Origin of the sequence: Xanthomonas sp. 1678 (assembly GCF_031455575.1) — a bacterium.
Lineage (GTDB): Bacteria > Pseudomonadota > Gammaproteobacteria > Xanthomonadales > Xanthomonadaceae > Xanthomonas_A.
The window spans coordinates 128,030-148,498 of the sequence record NZ_JAVDSZ010000006.1 but is presented as its reverse complement, the minus strand read 5'-3'; the positions used below and the strand labels follow the sequence as shown (position 1 = coordinate 148,498).

Genomic DNA, 20,469 nt, shown 5'->3' with positions numbered 1-20,469 from the left:
AGGCCTGCACCAAGACGCGCTCGCCCCGGGATGTCGCGCATCGTCCATTGGTTGAGCGCGCCGGCACATGCACGCATCGCGCCGGCCGGCTGCCGCGGCCGCCCGACGCCCGCGGCACGGACGTCCTCCCCGCTTCCCTACCCGTCCCCCAACGCGCGGCCGGCGCCGACGCCGCGGCGACCGGCTATCGGTACAATCGGCGGCATGCGCGTCTTCCTACAGCAACGCCCCGGCGGCAACGAGCCGCCCCGCTACATCCAGCTGACCCTGCAACCGGACCTATTCGGCAGCTGGGAGCTGTTGCGCGAGAGCGGCCAGATCGGCGGCCGCGCGCAGCTCAAGCGCGAGCAATACCTGCTGCAGGACGAGGCCCACGCCGCCTTCGAGAAAGCCCGCGATGCGCAAATCAAGCGCGGCTTCCAGGTCATGTTCACCCGCGGCGCCGACGCCCCGCGCTAAGGAAACCCCCATGCTCAAGAACGACCGCCTGCTGCGCGCGCTGCGCCGCGAGCCCGTGGACCAGACCCCCGTGTGGCTGATGCGCCAGGCCGGGCGCTACCTGCCCGAGTACCGCGCCACCCGCGCCCGCGCCGGCAGCTTCCTGGCCATGGCCAAGACCCCGGACCTGGCCTGCGAGGTGACCCTGCAGCCGCTGGCGCGGTTCCCGCTGGACGCGGCGATCCTGTTCTCCGACATCCTCACCATCCCCGATGCGATGGGCCTGGAGCTGTATTTCGTCGAAGGCGAAGGCCCCAAGTTCAAGCACCCGGTGCGCGATGCGGCGGCGATCGCCCGGCTCGGCGTGCCGGACATGGAGACCGAACTGCGCTACGTGATGGACGCGGTGCGGGTGATCCGCCGCGAACTGGACGGCAGCGTGCCGCTGATCGGCTTCTCCGGCAGCCCATGGACGCTGGCCTGCTACATGGTCGAGGGCGGCGGCAGCGACAACTACGCGCGGATCAAGGCCATGGCCCTGAACGAGCCGGCGGCGCTGCACCAGTTGCTGTCGGTCAACACCGATGCGGTGATCGCCTACCTGGCCGCGCAGCGCGCGGCCGGCGCGCAGGCGCTGCAGGTGTTCGACACCTGGGGCGGCGTGCTCAGCCCGGCGATGTACCGCGAATTCTCGCTGCCCTACCTGCAGCGCATCGCCCGCGAACTGCCGCGCGGCGACGGCGAGCAGCGCACCCCGCTGATCCTGTTCGGCAAGGGCAACGCGCCGTACCTGGAAGAGTTGGCTGCCTCCGGCGCCGAAGGCCTGGGCGTGGACTGGACCGTGGACCTGGCCGAGGCCGCGCGCCGCACCGGCGGCCGCGTGGCGCTGCAGGGCAACCTCGACCCGGCCACGCTGTACGGCTCTCCGGCGGCGATCGAACGCGAGGTGCAGCGCGTGCTGCACAGCTACGCCGACGGCAACGGCTCGGCGGACGGCCATGTGTTCAACCTCGGCCATGGCCTGTCGCCGGACATGCAGCCCGAGCACGTAGGCGCGCTGGTCGCCGCGGTGCAGCGGCACAGCCGCCGCGCGCAGGCGTAGCGTCCGCCATTTTGCAGTCGGGACTGAAGTCCCTCCCACAGTGCACCCGGCCGGCTTGCTGCGTGTGCCCTGCAGGAGCGGCTTCAGCCGCGACGAACGAAGCTGCGGACCCAACGACTGCAGGCATCGGTCGGGGCTGAAGCCCCTCCTACAGTGCACCCGGCCAGCTTGCCGCAAGCTCCCTGCAGGAGCGGCTTCAGCCGCGACGAACGAAGCTGCGGACCTGACGGCTTCGGACAGCTTCAGCACGAAGCCCCGTACAGCCCGAAGACAGCACGCCGCGCGACGCGCCTCGATCCACCATCGCAGCAGCGCTGCACTGTTCACCTCGCGCCACAACCGCCCGCTGCTGCACGACGCCGCCACGCGATCTGCGCGATCCTATGCACCCCCCGCGTTGCCGTGCGTACCGATGTCCGCGCCCTCCCCCGATCCGATCTCCGTTCCGAACTACCGCAGCTTCCGCCCGCTGCTGTGGCTGGTGTCGCTGGCCATCTTCATGCAGATGCTGGACGCGACCATCGTCAACACCGCGCTGCCGGCGATGGCGCGCAGCCTGGGCGAGAGCCCGCTGCAGATGCAATCGGTGGTGTTCAGCTACGCGCTGGCGGTGGCGATGTTCATCCCCGCCTCGGGCTGGATCGCCGACCGCTACGGCACGCGCCGTACGTTCCTGGCCGCGATCGTGCTGTTCACCCTCGGCTCGCTGCTGTGCGCCGCCGCGCCGCGCCTGCCCTATCTGGTCGCGGCGCGCGTGCTGCAGGGCATCGGCGGGGCGATGCTGCTGCCGGTCGGGCGGCTGGCGGTGATGCGTTCGGTGTCGCGCGAGCAGTTCCTGAGCGCGATGAGCTTCATCGCGATCCCGGCGCTGATCGGGCCATTGATCGGGCCGACGCTCGGCGGCTGGCTGGTGCAGGTGGCGTCGTGGCACTGGGTGTTCCTGATCAACCTGCCGATCGGCGCGATCGGCTTCGTCGCGGCGCTGAAGGTGATGCCGGATTTCCACGGCGAGCAGCGCACCCGCTTCGACCTGATCGGCTACGCGATGCTGGCCTTCGGCATGGTCGCGCTGTCGCTGGCGCTGGACGGCATCTCCGAGTTGGGCCTGCGCCATGCGTTCGTGATGCTGCTGGCGATCGCCGGCCTGGCCGCGCTGATCGGCTACTGGCTGCACGCGGCCAGCGCCACCGCGCCGCTGTTCCCGCTGCACCTGTTCAAGGTGGTGAGCTTCCGCATCGGCATCCTCGGCAACCTGTTCGCGCGCGTGGGCAGCGGCAGCATGCCGTTCCTGATCCCGCTGCTGCTGCAGGTGGGCCTGGGCATGAGCCCGATGCGCGCGGGGTTGATGATGGTGCCGGTGGCGCTGGCCGGCATGGCCGCCAAGCGCGCGGCGGTGAAGCTGGTGGAGCGCTACGGCTACCGGCGGGTGCTGATGACCAACACCGTGCTGGTCGGCGTGGCGATGGCCAGCTTCGTGCTGTTCGACGCCGGCCAGGCGCTGGGCTGGCGGTTGCTGCAGCTGGCGCTGTTCGGCGCGGTCAACTCGCTGCAGTTCACCGTCATGAACACGGTGACGCTGCGCGACCTGGACAGCGACCAGGCCAGTGCCGGCAACGGCCTGCTGTCGATGGTGATGATGCTGGCCACCGGCTTCGGCGCCGCGGCCGCGGGCAGCCTGCTGGCGGCCTTCAACACCCACCTCGGCGACACCCACGGCGCCACCGCGGCGCTGCACGCGACCTTCGTCTGCGTCGGCGCGATCACCCTGACCTCGACGCTGATCTTCTGGCAACTGCCCGATACCCGGCCGCATCCCAAGCAGGTGGAAGAGGTGGCTGAGTAGCCGGGACCGGGGACCGGGGACCAGGGACCCGGGGGGAAATCCTGTGGCGGCAGGTCTTACGCGGCCAACGAAGCGATCAGACGGAGCATCAAGCTTCTCCGGATCCCCGGCCCTCGCCTGGTTCCGCCGCCGTTCCGGGTCCCTGGTCCCCGGTCCCCGGTCCCGGCTTCACCGCCGCCTCGATCGCCTCGGCCAGCATGTCGCCGGTGACCGGCTTGCGCAGGAAGCCGTCGAAACTGGCCGCGCGCGCCTGCGGTTCGGCGTCGGCGTCGGCGCGGGCGGTGACCGCGATCAGCGGCATCTCGTAGCCGAACACGCGCAGTTGCCGCGCCAGCGCCAGGCCGTCCAGGCCGGGCAGGTCCAGGTCCAGCAAGGCCACGTCGAAGCTGCCGCCGGCCACTTCGGTCAGTGCCGCCAGCGCGTGCGCGGCGTGGGTGATGTGGTGGCCGCGCGCGCTCAGCAGGCCGCTGACGACCTCGGCGACGGTGGGGTCGTCCTCGACCAGCAGGATGCGCAGCGGCCGGGTCGCGGCCTGGGTGTCGCCCCCGCCGCGGGTGCCGGCCTGCAGCGGTTCCGGGATCCACGGCAGCGGCAGGTCGACGATGAAGCGGGTGCCGACGCCGAGCTTGCTGTGCAGTTCGACGCGCCCGCCCATCGCCACCGCCAGTTCCTGGCAGATCGCCAGGCCCAGGCCGCTGCCGCCGTAGCGCGCGGCGGTGCGCGGGCCGTCGGCCTGCTCGAAGCGCTGGAACAGCCGCGCCTGCTGTTCGGCATTGATGCCCGGGCCGGTGTCGGCGACCTCGAAGCGCACGCCCTGGTCGTCGTGCAGCGGCGCCACGCGCAAGGTCACGCTGCCGTGGTCGGTGAACTTGATCGCGTTGTTGAGCAGGTTCAGCAGGATCTGCCGCACCCGGGTCGCATCGCCGCTGGCGGTGACCTCGGCCGGCATCGCGTTGTCCAGCGCGAACGCCAGCCCGCGGCTGTGCGCCATCGGCGCCATCATCGCCTCCAGTTCGGCGATCAGCCGTCCCAGGTCGAACGGTTGCTGGTCCAGTTCCAGGCGCCCGGCCTCGATCCGCGCCAGGTCCAGCGCGTCGTTGACCAGGCGCAGCAGGTGCGCGCCGGCGCCACGGATCGATTCGGTGTAGCCGCGCTGCTTGGGATCCAGCGGCGTGGCCAGCAGCAGTTCGCTCATGCCCAGCACGCCGGTCATCGGCGTGCGCACCTCGTGCCCGAGCGTGGCCAGGAAGCGGGTCTTGGCCAGCGATGCCTGCTCGGCCAGTTCCTGCTTGTGCAGCGCCAGTTGCCAGGCGTTGCGCCGGCGCAGGCGCCGCCGGTACAGGTACGACGCCAGCCACAGCGCCAGCAGCGCCAGCACCGCCAGCCCGGCCATGCCCCAGGGGCTGCGCCACCACGGCGGCAGCACGCGGAAGCGCAGCGTGGTGACCTTCGACCACACCTTGTCGGCGGTGCGCGCCTGCATCTCCAGGGTGTAGTGGCCGGACGGCAGGCGCGAGAACAGGCGCTCGCCGCTGGCGCCGACATCGACCCAGTCCGGGTCGTAGCCGCTGAGCCGGAACCGGTAGGTATTGGCGTCGGTGTCGGAGAACGACAGCAGGCGGGCCACGACGTGCAGGTCGCGGTCGCCTTCCTGCAGCGCGATGCTGCCGGCATGCAGCAAATCCAGCGCGCGCTCGCCGCGGCGCACGCCGATGCGCTCGATCACCAGTGGCGGCTGCCGCCGCGACGGCACCACCTGGGTCGGCTCGAACAGCACCACCCCATCCGGGGTGCCGCCGAGGATCTGCCCGCTGCGCGCCTGGGTCAGGGTCTGCGGGCGGAATTCCTGGTTGGGCAGGCCGTCGTGCACGCTGTAGGAGCGGATCGCCTTGCTCGCCGGATCGACCCGGATCAGCCCGCGCACGCTGCTCAACCAGGCCACGCCGCTGGCATCGACCACCACACCGTTCGGCGCCAGCGACGGGAACTCCTGTTCGGCGTCGATGCGGTCGAGCAGGCTCAGCCGCGCGCCGTCCCACAGATAGCGTTCCAGGCGCCCGAGGCTGGCCAGCCAGACCACATTGCCGTCGGTGATGGTGAAGGCGCTCAGCGCCCGCGCCGGCGCGCCCGGCACCGGCGCGAAACGCTCGCTGGTCGCATCCCAGGCCAGCACGCCGTGCTGGCCGAGCAGCCAGGGCTGGCCCAGCGGGCCGGGCCGGGCATCGTCCACGGTCAGCTCCGCCGGCAGCCCGTCGGCGCCCGGGGCGATGTTGCGCAGCACGTGTCCGTCCAGGTCGCGGACCTGGGCGCCACCGATCTCGCCGAACAACCACACGCGGCCGTCGCCGCTGAGCATCATCCGGTCGACCTCGCCGGGCATCGGCGCGTCGGCGCCGTCCTGTTTGCCCCAGCGCCGCACCTCGCCGCTGGCCGGGTCGTAACGCAACACCCCCGTCGACGCCGCCGCCCAGACCCGGCCCTGGCCGTCCTCGACCAGCGCCCGCGACCAGTCGCGCCCGAACAGCGCGGTGATGTGGTGGCGCACCGTCCCCGTGGCAGGATCCAGCTTGTCCAGCATGCCGCGCGTGCCCGCCAGCCACACCCCGCCATCGCGCGAGGCGGCGGTCGCGATGACGTAGGGATTGCCCATCGAGTCCGGATCGTCCACCCGATGCGACAGCACCGAGAACTGCCGCCAGTTGGCCGGCAGGTACCACAGGCCGGCGTTGAAGCTGGCGAACCACAGATCGCCTTCGCGGTCCTCGAACGCCAGCGACCAATTGGGCTTGACCAGGCCGTGCGCGGAGTTGCTGTACAGCGGCACGTTGTGGATCTGCCCGGCGTCGCTCTCGCGGCCCAGGCCGTCGAGCGTGTCGAACCAGCGATTGCCGTGGCGGTCGTGGACCAGCATGCCCAGCACGCTCTCGCTGGGCATGTTGCTCCAGTACGGCGCCACCACGCTGCCGTCGGCGCGCAGCAGGCGCGCACCGCCCTGGCTGGCCACCCACAGCGTGCCGTCGCGCTCGGGGGTCAGGCCCAGCACCTCGGGCCGCGGCAGCGCCGAGGCCGGCAGCCGTTCGAAGTCGTGCCCGGTCCAGCGCGCCACGCCGCCGCGGGTGCCCACCCACAGCGTGCCGTCAGGCGTGGTCGCCAGGGAGATCACCGCCGGCGACGGCAGGCTGCGCTCGTCGCCCGGCATCGGCATGTAGCGGCTCAGCGTGCCGTCCGCGCGCAGCCGGTCCAGGCCGCCGTTGGCGGTGCCGAACCAGATGCTGCCGTCGGGCGTGGAGGCGATCGCCCACACCGTGCCGCCGCCGATCTGCGGATAGTTGCTGCGGTCGTAGTAGCGGAACGTGCGCCGGTCCGCCGAGAGCATGCCCATGCCGGCATTCTGGGTGCCGAACCAGACCCGGTTCTGCGCGTCGACGTGCACGGTCCAGATCTTGTTGTCGCGCAGCCCGTCCTCGACCCGCCAGATGCGGTAGCCGCGGCCGTCGAACCGCGCCAGGCCGTCGCTGCTGGCCAGCCACAGGTAGCCGAGCCTGTCTTCGGCGAAGCCGTTGATGCTGTTGGACGGCAAGCCGTCGGCCACGGTCAGCTGGCGCGGCTGCGGCGTCGGCGGCACCGCCGCGGCGGCCGCCGCCGACCACAGCAACAGCAGCCACCCCAAGATCCTTCTCGACCGCATCGTCGTCTCCCTGTGCGTGGGCTGCGTTGTCGCCCATGCCCTTCGCCATCGTCGGCGATAAGCGCCGCCGCTGGCAACAGATGGAGCGGGACTCGGGACTCGGGACTCGGGACTCGGAGAGCGTCGCATGCACTGTTCGCCAATGCGTTGCGCCATCCGGTGCTGGCCCTACATCGTCCGGGTCCCGGGTCCCGAGCCCCGAGTCCCGGCTTCAACCTCCATCGCTGCCCTGATCGCCTCGGCCAGCATGTCGCCGGTGACCGGTTTACGCACGAAGCAGGCGAAACCGGCCGCCTTGGCCGCGGCCTCGGCCTCGCCGTCGGACCGCGCGGTGACCGCGATCAACGGGAATTCGTAGCCGAACGCGCGCAGCTGCCGCGCCAGCGCCAGGCCATCGAGCGCCGGCAGGTCCAGGTCCAGCAGGCCCAGATCGAAGCTGGCCTGGGTCAGTTCGGTCAGCGCCTCCAGGCCGTGCGCGGCGCACACCACGTGGTGGCCGCGACCTTGCAGCAGTTCGGCCATCACCTGGGCCACGGTGGGTTCGTCCTCGACCAGCAGGATGCGCAACGGCGCCTGCGCCTGCGCCACCACCGGCAACGGCAGCGGCACCGCGGCCTCGGCCGGCTGCGGCCGCCAGCGCAACGGCAGCGTCACCCGGAAGCGCGCGCCATGCCCGAGCCGGCTGTCGACCTGGATGCGTCCGCCCATCGCCGTCGCCAGTTCCTGGCTGATCGCCAGGCCCAGCCCGCTGCCGCCGTAGCGCGCGGCGGTGCGCGGGCCTTCGCCCTGCTCGAAGCGCTGGAACAGCCGCGCCTGCTGCTCGGCGCTGATGCCCGGGCCGGTGTCGGCGACCTCCACGCACAGCCCGTGCCCGCTGCGCAGCGGCGACACGTGCAGCGTCACCGAGCCGCTGGCGGTGAACTTGATCGCGTTGCCGACCAGGTTGAGCAGGATCTGCCGCACCCGCACCGCATCGCCGTTGACGGTCACCGCCCCCGGCAGCGTGTCGTGGCATTCGAAGCGCAACCCGCGCGCCTGCGCCAGCGGCGCCATCAGGTTGACCACGTCGGCGATCAGCGCCTGCAGCGCGAACGGCTGCAGGTCCAGCTGCAGGCGCCCGGCCTCGATCCGCGCCAGGTCCAGCGCGTCGTTGACCAGGTGCAGCAGATGCGTGCCGGCGCGGCGGATCGATTCGGTGTAGCCGCGTTGTTTGGGGTCCAGCGGCGTGGCCAGCAGCAGTTCGCTCATGCCCAGCACGCCGGTCATCGGCGTGCGCACCTCGTGCCCGAGGGTGGCCAGGAAGCGGGTCTTGGCCAGCGACGCCTGCTCGGCCACTTCCTGCTTGTGCAAGGCCAGTTGCCAGGCGTGCTGGCGGCGCAGGCGGCGGCGGTAGGCGCGCAGCGAGACCAGCAGCAGCAGCGCGGCGGCGGCGAGCAGCCCGGCGATGCCCCAGACGCTGCGCCACCACGGCGGATAGACCCGGAACGGCAGCCGCAGCGTCGGCGACCAGGCGCCGTTGCGGGTGCGCGCCTGCACCTCGAGCACGTGTTCGCCGGCCGGCAGCTGCGGCAGCGTGCGCTCGCCGCTGGCGCCGACCGCGACCCAGGTGCGGTCGTAGCCGGGCAGGCGGAAGCGGTAACCGATTCCCTCGGGGTCGACGAACGACAGCAGCCGCGCCACCACCCGCAGGTCGCGGTCGTCCGGCTGCAGGGCGAAGCCGCCCGCTACCGGCAGCACCAGCAGCCGCTCGCCGCGGCGCACCTGCACGCTCTCCAGGCTCAGCGCCAGCGGCACCGCCGGCGGATCCGGCAGGCGCGTGTCCAGCAGCGCCACGCTGCCGTCGGCGGTAGCCGCCACCAGCACCCCGTCGGCGGCCATCGTCAGCCCGCGCGCGACCACCTCCTGGCTGCTCAATCCATCGCGCGCGCCGAACGCGCGGACCGCCGGCGTATGCCGCGGGTCGACCCGGAACAGGCCGCGGCGCATGCCCAGCCAGGCGCGGCCCTGTTGATCGACGACCAGGCCCTGCGACTCGGTCGCCGGCACGCCCTCGGCCGCCGCGTAACGGTGCGCCTGCCGCCAATGCCCGCCCTCGCGCCGCCACAGTTCCAGTCCGGACAGCCGGTGCACCCACAGGGTCTGCGCATCGGCGAAGGCGAACGCCTGCACCCGTTCGCCGGCGAACTCCGGCGGCGCGCGGAACTGCCCGGTCGCGGCATCCCAGTAGTGCAGGCGCTCGGCGGCCAGCCACGGCGTGCCGTCCGGGGCCAGATCGAACGCGGCGATATCGGCCGCCGCGGCCAGGCCGCGCTGCGGGCCGGCGATGTTGTCCAGCACGCGGCCGTCGGCGAGCGCGCGCACCTGCACGCCGAAGCCGGGGGCGGCCACCCACAGGCTGCCGTCGGCACGCTGGCGCATCCAGGTGTTGATGCCGATCTCGGGGGTGGCGTCGGCCGCCGAACTGCGGCCCCAGCCGGTCAGCGCGCCGCCGCCGGCCGACCCGCGCAGCAGCATGGCGCTGCTGCCGAGCCACAGCTCGCCGGTGCCGTCCTCCAGGATCGACAGCAGGCGCAGGCTGGGCAGGCGGGTCGTCCACACCGGCGCGCTGAGCACGCCGCTGGACGGCTGCAGCTTGTAGACGTTGCCGCCGTTGCCGGCCAGCCACACGCCGCCGTCGCGGGATGGCGCCAGCCCGGAATACAGATCCGGCGCCAGTCCGTGCGCCTGCCCCAGTACCGCCAGCCGCCGCCAATCCGGGCGCAGGTAGCCCAGGCCGCGGGTCGGCAACGACACCCACAGTCCGCCTTCCTTGTCGCGCAACATGCCCACCACCACGTTGCTGCTGGACACCGCCGCTTCGCCCGCGCCGATGTGGCGCAACGGCCCATCTGCCGGCTTGTGCCACAGGCCCTGGCCGTTGCCGAGCCAGTAGCCGCCGCTGCCGTCCTCGGCCATGGACAGCACCCCGCGCTGCAACGCGCCGGTCCAGTCCGCGCGCTGCCAGCGCCCGTCGGCGCCGAGCCGGTACAGATTGCCGTTGGCGCTGACCCACAGGCCGTCGGACAATGCGATCACCGCCGCCACCTTCTGCCGCGCGTCGGTGGCGTCGGGGAGCCGATAGGCGCTGGCGCGCGTGCCGTCGTAGCGCACCAGGCCCTTGATGGTGCCGACCCACAGCACCCCGCTCGCATCGAACGCCAGACCCACCACCGCGCTGTCGAGCATCGCGTCGATCTCGCTGTCGCCGGCCTGGATGCGCTGCACGCGCCCGTCCGCGGGCAGCCGATACAGGCCGCCGGCATAGGTGCCGAACACCACCTCGTCGCCGCGGCTGGCGATCGCGAACACGTCGTCGCTGCGCAGCGCCGGTTGCGTGGCCATGTTGAAATGGCGGAAGCCGCGGCGCCCGGCATCGAGCACGCTCAGGCCGCCGCCTTCGCAGGCGACCCAGACCCGGTTGCGCGCATCGACATGCAGTTCCTGCACGTAGTTGCAGCGCAGGGACTGCGGATCGGCCGGGTCGTGCCGCCAGACGCGGAACTCGCGGCCGTCGTAGCGGGCCAGGCCGTCGCCGCTGGCGACCCACAGGTAGCCGTCGCGATCCAGGCCCAGCCGCGAGATCTCGCTGGACGGCAACCCATGTTCGGCGCCCAGCACGCGGAACCGCGGCAGCTCCGGCACGGCCGCCAGCGCGCTGGCGCAGCAGCAGGCCAGCACCAGCAGCCAGGCGAGCGTCCAGGCGCGCCGCTGGCGTCGAGGACGGGGGATTTGCATCGACATCGGCTCCAGCGGCAGTGAACGATCGGCGGCGGATGAACACCGGCGCACTGCCGGGGCCGGCCGCGCACAGCGCGGCCGCTCCGTGCCGCCCTTGCGCGGCAGCGTTCTTATACCCCGCGGCACCCGAAAAATCACACCCGGCGCGCCCTGCAACGAACCATTGCGCGCAGCACAGGCGCAGGCGGTGCGGACTGCGCCTAGAATCCGGCCTACTCCCTCGCCTGGCCCACCCATGCTCCAGCGCTGTCTCACCGCCCTGCTGCTGATCTGCCCGACCGCCGCGCTGGCGGCCCCGGCGCAGTACGCCCTGGACCCGGTGCACACCCGCGTGCTGTTCGCGATCGAGCACGCCGGATTCTCCAAGGCGCTGGGCACCGTGTCCGGCAGCACCGGCACCCTGCTGTTCGATCCGGACGACTGGCGCAGCGCGCGGCTGGATGCGCGGGTGCCGCTGCAACGGCTCGACCTGGGCGACGAAAAATGGAACCGCGCCGCGCTGGCGCGCAACCTGGTCGACGGCGAGCGCTATCCCGAGGCGCACTTCGTCTCCACCCGGATCGAGCCGATCGACGCCACCCATGCGAAGGTGTTCGGCACGCTGACCCTGCACGGCGTCAGCCGCGAGATCGCGCTGGAGGTGACCCTCAACGCGCTCAAGCGGCATCCGCTGCCGCCGTTCCGCCGCACCGTGGGGTTTTCCGCCACCGCCACGCTGCAGCGCGCCGACTTCGGCATCGACGCCTGGCCGTCGGTGATCGGCGCCGCGGTCGAACTGCGTATCGAGGCCGAGGCCACCCGCAACGGCGGCGCCGACGCCGAGCCGGCGCCAGCGACCACGCCCGCCACCGATCCCGACACCCCGCCCAGCGCCAACCAGGACGCCACGCCATGACCGCCAAGAACACCGCCGAGCGTTGGGGCGGCGTCAGCCAGACCCTGCATTGGTTGATCGCCGCCCTGATCCTGCTGCTCGGCGTGGTCGGCCTGACCATGGGCGAATTGCCGAAGACGCCCAAGTATTTCTGGGTCTACACCGCGCACAAGTCGCTCGGGCTGACCGTGCTGGCGCTGGTGATCGCGCGGCTGGGCTGGCGCCTGTACGCCGGCGCGCCCAAGCCGGTGCCGGGCACGCCGAGCTGGCAGGAACGCATCGCCAGCGCCACCCACGCGCTGCTGTACGTGCTGATCTTCGCCATGCCGCTGTCCGGCTGGCTGTACGACTCGACCAGCGGCCTGCGCCCGTTCCGCTGGTTCGGCCTGGTCGCCGTGCCCAAGCTCAGCGCCCCCGACGAGCGCCTGCGCGACCTGTCGCACGCGGTGCACGAATGGGGCTTCTGGATCCTGATCGCGGTGGTGCTGGCGCATGCCGGCGCCGCCTTCTACCACCACCTGTTCCAACGCGATGCCACCCTGGCGCGGATGTTGCCGCGCGGTTGGCTGAGCCCCAAATCCTGAGGAGTTCCAGCATGTCGTCCCGTTTCGCCTCCCCCGCCGCCGTCGCCGCCAGCCTGGTGGCGATGCTCGCCGCCCCCGCATTCGCCGCCGACTACGTGCAGGCGCCGGGCTCGAGCCTGGTGTTCGCCAGCAAGTACGACGGCGAAGTGTTCACCGGCCAGTTCCCCGGCTTCGACACCAAGCTCAGCTTCGACCCGGCCAACCTGGCCGCCAGTAAGCTCGACGTGGCGATCCCGCTGGCCGGCGCCAAGAGCGGCAATGCCGACCGCGACTCGACCTTGCAGGGCGCCGACTTCTTCAATGTCGCCAAGTTCGCCACCGCGCACTACCGCGCCGACAAGTTCCGCGCGCTGGGCAACAACCAGTACGCCGCCGACGGCACCCTTGAGCTGCGCGGCGTGACCAAGCCGGTGACCCTGACCTTCACCTGGACCCCGGGCGCGCAGCCGGTGCTGGCCGGCAAGGCCACCGTCAAGCGCCTGGATTTCGGCGTCGGCGGCGGCGACTGGGCCGACACCAAGACCATCCCCAACGAAACCGCGATCAGCACCAAGGTCGTGTTCAAGGCGAAGTGAGTCGCCACCGGCCGCAGCGGCACGCGGCCACTGGGCGGCGGATTCCCTCGTCGGGTCCGTCGCTTTTTTTGTGCCCGCACCGGCGCGGCGAGGGGCATTGCCGACCGTCTTGCCAGCGATGCCAGGCCGCGTGTGCTGCGCGCCCGCATGCCGAGACCGGCCGACAGCACGCTGCACCGCCCATGCCACACTTGCGGCATGGAAACAGAGATATTCAAGACCGCGCGCCTGATCGGCCGACACCTGCGCCTGTCCGACGTCGATGCCCTGGTCGCGGTCTACGGCGATGCCGAGGCCATGCGTTGGGTCGGCGACGGCGAACCGCTGGATCGCGCGCAATGCGTGGAGTGGGTGGCGGTATCCGAGCGCAACTACCGCACGCGCGGCTACGGCATGTCCGCGCTGGTGGAGCGGGCCAGCGGCCAGACCATCGGCTTCTGCGGGCTGGTGCATCCGGCCGGCCAGGTCGAGGCCGAACTGAAATACGCGTTCAGGCGCGAGCATTGGGGGCGCGGGCTGGCGACCGAAGCGGCGCGTGCGATGCTGGCCTATGCGCGCGAGGAACTGGGCCTGCGGCACGCGATCGCCACCGCGTATCCGCAGAACCTGGCCTCGCTGCGCGTGCTGCGCAAGGCCGGCATGCAGCCGGCGCCGACCCGCACGGACGCGGACGGCACGCGCATCTGCTGTTTCGTGTGGCAGGCGGCCACGCCGCTAGCAAACGAGCAATCGCACGGCACCGCGCTTCCAGCCGGCCTGGCATCCGAATAAACACAACGCGTTTCCCGTGGCGACAGCCGGCCGGCTTCGTCGGCCAAGCGCGCTCGCCGCTTGCCGCGCGCCGCCTCAGTAGTCGAAACGCTCGCCCGCCAGCGGCGGCGTCGCCGCCGGCTGGCGCAGCGCATGCGTGCGTTGCTCGAAGGCAAAGCCGTATCCCAGCAGCCGCTGCTCGCTGAATTCCGGACCCAGGAACGACACCCCCACCGGCAGGCCGTCGGCGCTGAACCCCGCCGGCACGGTCAGCTCGGGCCAGCCCGCCACGCTCGCCAGGCCCGGGCCGAAGTTGCCGAACAAGCCGCGCGCATTGCGCTGCGCGGATTCTCCGATGCGGTTGATGCGCATGGTCTGGGTCGGATAGACGATCGCGTCGAGGCGGTCGCGGGTCAGCAGCGCCTGCATCGACGCCTTGACGAACTGGCGGCCCTGCTCGCGGGCGGCCAGATAGGACGCGTCGGTCGGCGGCAGCGCCGCGGCTTCCTCGCGGTAGCCGTCGCGGCGCCCCGGATTCGGGAAGGCGCCAGCCGGGGTCGACGCGTTGAGCGCCTCGCTCAACGCCAGGATATCCGCATGGCGTTGCGGATACCGCGGCGGGAACGACGCCGGCAGATACGCATCCAGGCTGGGGGCGGCTTCGGTGCGCACGATGATCGCCTGCAGTTCGCCGCTCAGGCGCAGCAGCCACGGCGGCAGTTCGATCTCCACCACCGACGCGCCGCTCGCCCGCAACGCATCGAGCGCGGCCTCCATCGCCGCGTCCACCTGGGGGTCGTCGCCGGAAAAGTCGCGCCGCGGAAAGCCGATGCGCGCACCGCGCAGCGCATCGGCGCGCAACCCGAACATGGCATCGGCGGGATCGCGACCACTCGCATCGCGCGCCACCGCCGGCCGCCGATCCGCCTCCTGCAGCACGCTCAGGACCAGCGCGGCATCGGCGACGGAGCGCGCGATGGGACCGACCGCATCGAGCGTGGGCGCATTCGGCTGGATGCCCGCATAGCCGATCGCGCCGGTGGTCGGACGCAGCCCGACCACGCCGTTGGTCGCGGCAGGCCAGCGTGCCGAGCCGGTGGTGTCGGTCGCGATCCCCACCGGCGCGTAGCCGGCCGCGACGCCGACGGCGGTGCCGCTGGACGAGCCGGCCGGGCTGTAGGCGAGGTTGTGCGGATTGCGCGTCTGCCCGCCCAGCGAACTCAGCGCCGGCCCCGAGGCCAGCTCGCTCAGGTTGACCTTCGCCAGGATGATGGCGCCCGCCTCGCGCAGCCGCGCGACCACCGCCGCGTCCGCATACGGCACCGCGCCGCGCAGGCCGTAGAAGCCGAGCGTGGTGGGGAGATCGCCGGTGTTGATGTTGTCCTTGAGCAGTACCGGAATGCCGTGCAGTGGCGAGCGGCGTCCGCTGGCGCGGCGCTCGGCATCCAGCGCGCGGGCCTGCTCCAGCGCGTGCGGGTTGAGGCTGATGACCGCATGCAGTTGCGGATCGTAGGCCTGGATCCGCGCCAGCGACAGCGCGACCAGTCGCTCCGAACTCAACGCGCCACTGTCGATCGCGCGGTTGATCTCGGCGATGCTCGCGGTCTGCAGGTCGAATCGGCGCGGCGCATGGTCGTGCGCCGCGGCGACGCTCCACAGCAGCGCGAGCGCCGCCAGGCCGGCACAGTAGGAAAGCCTCATTTCGCCGCCTCTGCGTTTGTCGCCATGCTCGGAATGACCTGTTGTGCGATGCCGCGCCAGGCGTCGCGACCTGCCGTTATTGTTGCCCGGCCGCCAGCCAGGCCGTGAGCTGCGCGAGATCGAACGGCCACTGCAGTTCGCGCCCCGCCGCATCGCGCAGCACCGGCACCCGCTCGCCGTAGCGCGCTTCCAGCGCCGCGTCGCCGTCGATAAACACGCTTTCCAGGTCGCCGGCGCGCGCCTGCGCCAGGACCGTCAGTGCCAGGTCGCACAGGTGGCAATCGTCGCGCTGGTACAGGGTCAGGGACAGCGCGGCGGCTCCGATGCTGCGCTGCGGGCGTCCGCAGCAGGCCAGGGGCATAGAATAGACGGTCTTTAGCCTTCCACCTCTCCGGCACGCATGGCTGTCAGCACCTTCGACCTGTTCAAGATCGGCATCGGGCCGAGCTCCTCGCATACCGTGGGGCCGATGCGCGCGGCCGAGCGCTTCGTGCACCGCTGGCTGCTGGATCCGGGCCGGCTGCACGAGGTGGTGCGGATCCGTGCCGAGGTGTTCGGCTCGCTGGCGCTGACCGGGCGCGGCCACGGCACCGACAAAGCGGTGCTGCTGGGCCTGGAAGGCCAGCGCCCGAACCTGATCGATCCGGACATCATTCCGAGTACGCTGGAACGCATCCGCAGCAGCAAGCGCATCAACCTGATGGGCCAGCACGCCATCGCCTTCGACGAGAAGCGCGACTTGGCGCTGAACAAGCGCCAGAAGCTGCCGTACCACACCAACGGCATGCGCTTCACCGCCTACGCCGCCGACGAGCAGGTGATCGCCACGCGCGACTACTACTCGGTCGGCGGCGGCTTCGTGGTCAACCAGGACGACGCCGCCGACGACCGCATCGTCGCCGACGAGACCCCGCTGCCCTACCCGTTCAAGAGCGGCGACGAACTGCTGGCGCAGGCCGCGCGCAGCGGCCTGAGCATCGCCGCGCTGATGTTCGAGAACGAGAAATGCTGGCGCAGCGAGGACGAGATCCGCGCCGGCCTGCGCGAGCTGTGGAACGCGATGCAGGCCTGTGTGGCGCGCGGCATCCGCGAGGAAGGCACCCTGCCCGGCGGCCTGCACGTGTCGCGGCGCGCGCCGGCGCTGTACCGCGAACTGTCGTCCAAGCCGGAGGCGGCGATGCGCGATCCGCTGACCACGCTGGACTGGGTCAACCTGTACGCGCTGGCGGTCAACGAGGAGAACGCCGCCGGCGGACGCGTGGTCACCGCACCGACCAACGGCGCGGCCGGGATCATCCCGGCGGTGCTGCACTACTTCGACCGCTTCTGCCCGGGCAGCGACGAGCAGCGCATCTTCGACTTCCTGCTGACCGCCGCGGCGATCGGCATCCTGTACAAGGAAAACGCCTCCATCTCCGGCGCCGAGGTCGGTTGCCAGGGCGAGGTCGGCGTGGCCTGCTCGATGGCCGCCGGCGGCCTGGTCGCCGCGCTCGGCGGCAAGCCGGGGCAGATCGAGAACGCCGCCGAGATCGGCATGGAACACAATCTCGGCCTCACCTGCGATCCGATCGGCGGGCTGGTGCAGATCCCGTGCATCGAGCGTAACGCGATGGGCGCGGTGAAGGCGATCAACGCCAGCCGCATGGCCATGCGCGGCGACGGCAAGCACAAGGTGTCGCTGGACAAGGTGATCCGCACCATGCGCGACACCGGCCGCGACATGCAGGACAAGTACAAGGAAACCAGCCGCGGCGGGCTCGCGGTGAACGTGATCGAGTGCTGAGCTGATGCCCGCGGCGCGGCCTGCATGCACCAGCGGGGCGCGCGGGGCGTGCCTGCGAACGCGGCAAGCCGGCGCCGGCGGCGCCCAGTCCACGGCATCGGCGCGCGCCCTAGCGCGCGCGACCGCGTCCCCCGCGCCAGGCCTGCGCGGATGAATCGCCTCGCCGCGGCGGTCGCGATCGCCACGGCGCAGGCGTTTGCTGCAGTGCGGATAAAGATCCGCGCACCAGCGCCGATAGCGACTGTGACGACCCGCCGATTCGGCACTGGAATGCTCTTGCAGTCCCACCCCGCTTCCCGCTGCACCCGTGCGCTGCAGCTGGCCATGCTCCTGGGAGCGTGGTGCTCGCTCGTGCCGACGGCGGCCGCCCTGCAGCCGGACAAGCAGTTCAACCACTACGAAAGCCAACGCTGGGGCCTGGAACAGGGGCTGCCGCAGCTGAGTGTGCAGGCCTTCGCGCAGGACCGGCAGGGCTACCTGTGGATCGGCACGATGAGCGGGCTGGCACGCTTCGACGGCGTGCGCATGACCACCTTCGGCGAAAAGGCGCCGGCGCACCTGCCCGGCCCGATGATCAAGGCCTTGCACGTGGATCCCAGTGGCGACCTGTGGATCGGGACCTACCGCGGGTTGGCGCGCTACCGCGACGGGCGCTTCAGCAACCTGCTGCCGCAGGATCCGCAGTCGCCGCTATTGAACATCGAAGCGATCGCGGTCGACGAGCAGGGCACGGTGCTGGTCGCGGCGCAGGACGGCGTCTACGCCGTGGTCGGCGACCGCCTGCGCCTGCGCCATCGCATCGCCGACGGTGCCTATGCCCTGCTGCCACGCGGCCGCGAGCTGTGGGTCGGCACGCGCGGCGCCGTGCTGCGTTTCGCCGCCGATGACGACGACGCGCCGCTGCCGCTGCCGGTGGACGCGCGCGAGGCGCCGGTACGGCAGTTGCTGGACGCGCAGGGACGGCTGTGGGCGGGCAGCCGCGACGGCCTGCTGTTCCGCCGCGATGGCCGCTGGCAGCGCCTGCCCGGCGACCCGGCGCTGACCCGGCGCGCGGTGGAAGCGCTGTTCCAGGACAGCGACGGCAACCTGTGGGTGGGCCTGCCCGGCTACCTGCTGCGCGTGCGCGACGGCGGCATCGTCGAGCAGTACGCCGAAGGCAACCAGGACGCCGGCGCCAGCGCGATCTTCGAAGATCGCGAGCGCAACCTGTGGCTGGGCAGCCGCTGGAAGGGCGCGACCCGCCTGTGGAACGGCTGGACGCGCCGCTACAGCAGTTACGAAGGCCTGGCCGACCCGCTGGTGTGGACCCTCGCGCGCGATCCCGACGGGTCGCTGTGGGTCGGCACCGGCAGCGGCCTGGCGCGGCTGCGCGATGGCCGCTACCAGCAGGTCCTGAGCCGCGAACAGCTGCCCGCCGATGTCCCCTACACCTTGCTGGCCGAACCCGGCCAGCTGTGGATCGGCACCCGCCGCGGCGCCGTGCTGTACCGCGACGGGCGCGCCACGCTGCCGCCGCTGCTGGCGCCGCTGCGCGAACTGCAGATCAGCGGCATCGTCCGCGACCGCGCGCAGCGCCTGTGGTTCGCCAGCAGCGACGGCCTGTTCCGCAGCGACGGCAGCCGCCTGCATCGCTACGGCACCAGCGACGGCCTGCGCGACCCGCGCATCCGCCTGGTCCACGAGACCGGCGACGGCCGCCTGCTGGTCGGCACCCAGGCCGGCCTGTACGAATTGCGCGGCGAGCGCCTGGTGTCGCTGGCCGACGCCGGCTCGGCGCTGGCCGACGCCGACGTCACCGCCGTGCACGAATTGCCCGGCGGGCAGTGGGTGGTCGGCACGCTGTCGGAACAGCTGTGGGTGTTCGACGGCAAGCGCTGGACCATGTTCGACGAACGCGACGGGCTGCCCGACAACGCCGCGTTCTTCATCGCCGACGACGGCCACGGCAGCCTGTGGGTGGCGGGCCTGCGCGGCGTCTACCGGATGCCGTTGGCGAGCCTGCTCAAGCGCATCGAGGTGCCGGCCACGCCGTTGCAGGCCGAGCTGCTGCTCAACGAGCGCGGCGAGCGCCATGGCGGCGTGCAGGGCCTGTGCTGCAACGGCGCCGGCAACGGCAAGGGCTTCATCGATAACGGCACGCTGTGGCTGCCCAGCCGCGACGGCGTGGTGAGCATGGACACCGCCGGCATCGTCAAGAACCCGGTGGCGCCGCAGCCGGTGGTGGAACGCGTCCGCGCGCAGGGCCGCTGGCTGGCGCCGCAGGCGCTGCGCGAGGCGCCGCTGCCGGCGCAGGCGCGCGACCTGGATTTCGAATTCACCGCCGCCTCGTTCCAGGCCCCGGAGAACGTGGAACTGCGCTACCGCCTGCTCGGCTACGACACCCGCTGGCGCACCCTCGACGACCTCCGCCAGCGCGTGGCGACCTATACCAACCTGCCCGGCGGCGACTACGTGTTCGAAGTCACCGGCAGCAACAACGCCGGCGTCTGGGCGCAGACCCCGGTGCGGCTGCCGCTGCGCATCCGGCTGCGTTTCCAGGAGACGCTGTACTACAAGCTGCTGCTGGGGCTGGGCCTGCTGGCGCTGCTGCTGCTCGGCATCCGCATGGCGCGCCTGGTCAACCAGCGCCAGCGCGAGCGGCTGGAACGGCAGGTGCACAAGCGCACCGAAGCGCTGCAGGCGGCCAACCAGCGCCTGCAGGAAGCCAGCTTCACCGACGACCTGACCCAGCTGCGCAACCGCCGCTACCTGTCGCTGCACATTCCCAGCGACATCGCGCTGTACCGGCGCATGGCCGCCAACGACCAGGACATGCTGTCCTCGGGCATGCTGTTCGCGCTGATCGACATCGACCATTTCAAGGCGATCAACGACAGCGGCGGCCACCACACCGGCGACGCGGTGCTGCAGCAGATGGCGCAGCTGCTGGTCAAGCTGACCCGCGAAAGCGACTACGTGGTGCGCTGGGGCGGCGAGGAATTCCTGCTGGTGCTGCGCTCGGCGCCGCGCGAGAACCTGACCGTGGCCGCCGAGCGCCTGTGCCGGGCGATCGCCGCGCACCGCTTCACCCTCGATCACGGCCGCCAGGGCCAGGTCACCTGCTCGATCGGCCTGGCCGAATTCCCGTTCGTGCACGATCCCGACAGCCGCCTGGGCTGGGAACAGTTGCTGATCCTCGCCGACCGCGCGCTGTACCAGGCCAAGGCCAAGGGCCGCAACGGCTGGGCCGCGTACCGGCCGGCGCTGGGCACGCAGGCCGAGCAGGTGCTCGCGGCGTTGCAGGAGCCGGCCGAGCGCATGCAGCACCACGCCTGCCTGAGCCTGGTGCACGGCAACTGCTGAGCCGCGTTGACG

13 protein-coding genes are annotated in these 20,469 nt (G+C 71.8%); 9 read left to right on the top strand and 4 right to left on the bottom strand.

The genetic code is table 11. From position 1 onward, the window contains the following. Window positions 1-204: 204 nt before the first annotated feature. The 3 genes from J2Y70_RS12710 to mdtD all read left to right on the top strand — a co-directional run bounded on the left by J2Y70_RS12710 (window position 205) and on the right by mdtD (window position 3,383). Window positions 205-459 (top strand): WGR domain-containing protein, encoded by a 255-nt coding sequence (locus tag J2Y70_RS12710; RefSeq protein WP_179566308.1) that lies wholly within the window; start codon window positions 205-207, stop codon window positions 457-459. A 10-nt stretch (window positions 460-469) separates the two neighbouring features. After that, window positions 470-1,540, top strand: a complete 1,071-nt coding sequence (gene hemE / locus J2Y70_RS12705) for a uroporphyrinogen decarboxylase (protein ID WP_263395280.1) — start codon at window positions 470-472, stop codon at window positions 1,538-1,540. A 412-nt stretch (window positions 1,541-1,952) separates the two neighbouring features. Next, entirely contained in the window at window positions 1,953-3,383 is a 1,431-nt protein-coding gene (mdtD, locus tag J2Y70_RS12700; protein WP_263395281.1) for a multidrug transporter subunit MdtD, read from the top strand. An 88-nt stretch (window positions 3,384-3,471) separates the two neighbouring features. Here the strand turns inward: mdtD and J2Y70_RS12695 are convergent, their stop codons facing one another. Beyond that, complete coding sequence (locus J2Y70_RS12695) at window positions 3,472-7,053, bottom strand: ATP-binding protein (RefSeq protein ID WP_309918002.1); 3,582 nt, start codon at window positions 7,051-7,053, stop codon at window positions 3,472-3,474. Window positions 7,054-7,239: 186 nt separating this feature from the next. Further along, a complete protein-coding gene (locus J2Y70_RS12690) occupies window positions 7,240-10,845 on the bottom strand; it encodes an ATP-binding protein (RefSeq protein ID WP_309917999.1) in 3,606 nt (1,201 codons plus the stop codon). 238 nt (window positions 10,846-11,083) lie between these two features. Here J2Y70_RS12690 and J2Y70_RS12685 point away from each other — a divergent pair, with 238 nt between their 5' ends. From J2Y70_RS12685 to J2Y70_RS12670, 4 genes are all read left to right on the top strand, one after another. Further along, the gene (locus tag J2Y70_RS12685; RefSeq protein ID WP_309917996.1) at window positions 11,084-11,743 is read left to right on the top strand and encodes a YceI family protein; all 660 of its coding nucleotides are present in this window, start codon (window positions 11,084-11,086) and stop codon (window positions 11,741-11,743) included. Then, entirely contained in the window at window positions 11,740-12,306 is a 567-nt protein-coding gene (locus tag J2Y70_RS12680) for a cytochrome b (protein WP_309917994.1), read from the top strand. The genes J2Y70_RS12685 and J2Y70_RS12680 overlap by 4 nt, the downstream gene beginning before the upstream one ends. Before the next feature lie 11 nt (window positions 12,307-12,317). Next, window positions 12,318-12,881 (top strand): YceI family protein, encoded by a 564-nt coding sequence (locus J2Y70_RS12675; protein WP_309917991.1) that lies wholly within the window; start codon window positions 12,318-12,320, stop codon window positions 12,879-12,881. A gap of 198 nt (window positions 12,882-13,079) precedes the next feature. Next, entirely contained in the window at window positions 13,080-13,652 is a 573-nt protein-coding gene (locus J2Y70_RS12670; protein WP_309917988.1) for a GNAT family N-acetyltransferase, read from the top strand. 75 nt (window positions 13,653-13,727) lie between these two features. Here the strand turns inward: J2Y70_RS12670 and J2Y70_RS12665 are convergent, their stop codons facing one another. Further along, window positions 13,728-15,332, bottom strand: a complete 1,605-nt coding sequence (locus J2Y70_RS12665) for an amidase family protein (protein ID WP_309917985.1) — start codon at window positions 15,330-15,332, stop codon at window positions 13,728-13,730. A 76-nt stretch (window positions 15,333-15,408) separates the two neighbouring features. Then, on the bottom strand, window positions 15,409-15,642 hold the full coding sequence (locus tag J2Y70_RS12660; protein ID WP_263398496.1) for a glutaredoxin family protein: 234 nt from the start codon (window positions 15,640-15,642) through the stop codon (window positions 15,409-15,411). A gap of 90 nt (window positions 15,643-15,732) precedes the next feature. On the opposite strand from J2Y70_RS12660, the gene J2Y70_RS12655 reads away from it, so the two are divergent. Together J2Y70_RS12655 and J2Y70_RS12650 are read left to right on the top strand one after the other, a co-directional pair. Continuing rightward, complete coding sequence (locus J2Y70_RS12655) at window positions 15,733-17,115, top strand: L-serine ammonia-lyase (RefSeq protein WP_309917982.1); 1,383 nt, start codon at window positions 15,733-15,735, stop codon at window positions 17,113-17,115. 351 nt (window positions 17,116-17,466) lie between these two features. After that, entirely contained in the window at window positions 17,467-20,457 is a 2,991-nt protein-coding gene (locus tag J2Y70_RS12650; protein ID WP_309917979.1) for a diguanylate cyclase, read from the top strand. Window positions 20,458-20,469: the final 12 nt, after the last annotated feature.

Excerpts from the sequence above, each read along its gene's own strand:
- J2Y70_RS12710 (WP_179566308.1), top strand. The coding sequence starts at position 205 with ATGCGCGTCTTCCTACAGCAACGCCCCGGCGGCAACGAGCCGCCCCGC.
- hemE (WP_263395280.1), top strand. The coding sequence starts at position 470 with ATGCTCAAGAACGACCGCCTGCTGCGCGCGCTGCGCCGCGAGCCCGTG.
- mdtD (WP_263395281.1), top strand. The coding sequence starts at position 1,953 with ATGTCCGCGCCCTCCCCCGATCCGATCTCCGTTCCGAACTACCGCAGC.
- J2Y70_RS12690 (WP_309917999.1), bottom strand. The coding sequence starts at position 10,845 with ATGCAAATCCCCCGTCCTCGACGCCAGCGGCGCGCCTGGACGCTCGCC.
- J2Y70_RS12685 (WP_309917996.1), top strand. The coding sequence starts at position 11,084 with ATGCTCCAGCGCTGTCTCACCGCCCTGCTGCTGATCTGCCCGACCGCC.
- J2Y70_RS12680 (WP_309917994.1), top strand. The coding sequence starts at position 11,740 with ATGACCGCCAAGAACACCGCCGAGCGTTGGGGCGGCGTCAGCCAGACC.
- J2Y70_RS12675 (WP_309917991.1), top strand. The coding sequence starts at position 12,318 with ATGTCGTCCCGTTTCGCCTCCCCCGCCGCCGTCGCCGCCAGCCTGGTG.
- J2Y70_RS12670 (WP_309917988.1), top strand. The coding sequence starts at position 13,080 with ATGGAAACAGAGATATTCAAGACCGCGCGCCTGATCGGCCGACACCTG.
- J2Y70_RS12665 (WP_309917985.1), bottom strand. The coding sequence starts at position 15,332 with ATGAGGCTTTCCTACTGTGCCGGCCTGGCGGCGCTCGCGCTGCTGTGG.
- J2Y70_RS12655 (WP_309917982.1), top strand. The coding sequence starts at position 15,733 with ATGGCTGTCAGCACCTTCGACCTGTTCAAGATCGGCATCGGGCCGAGC.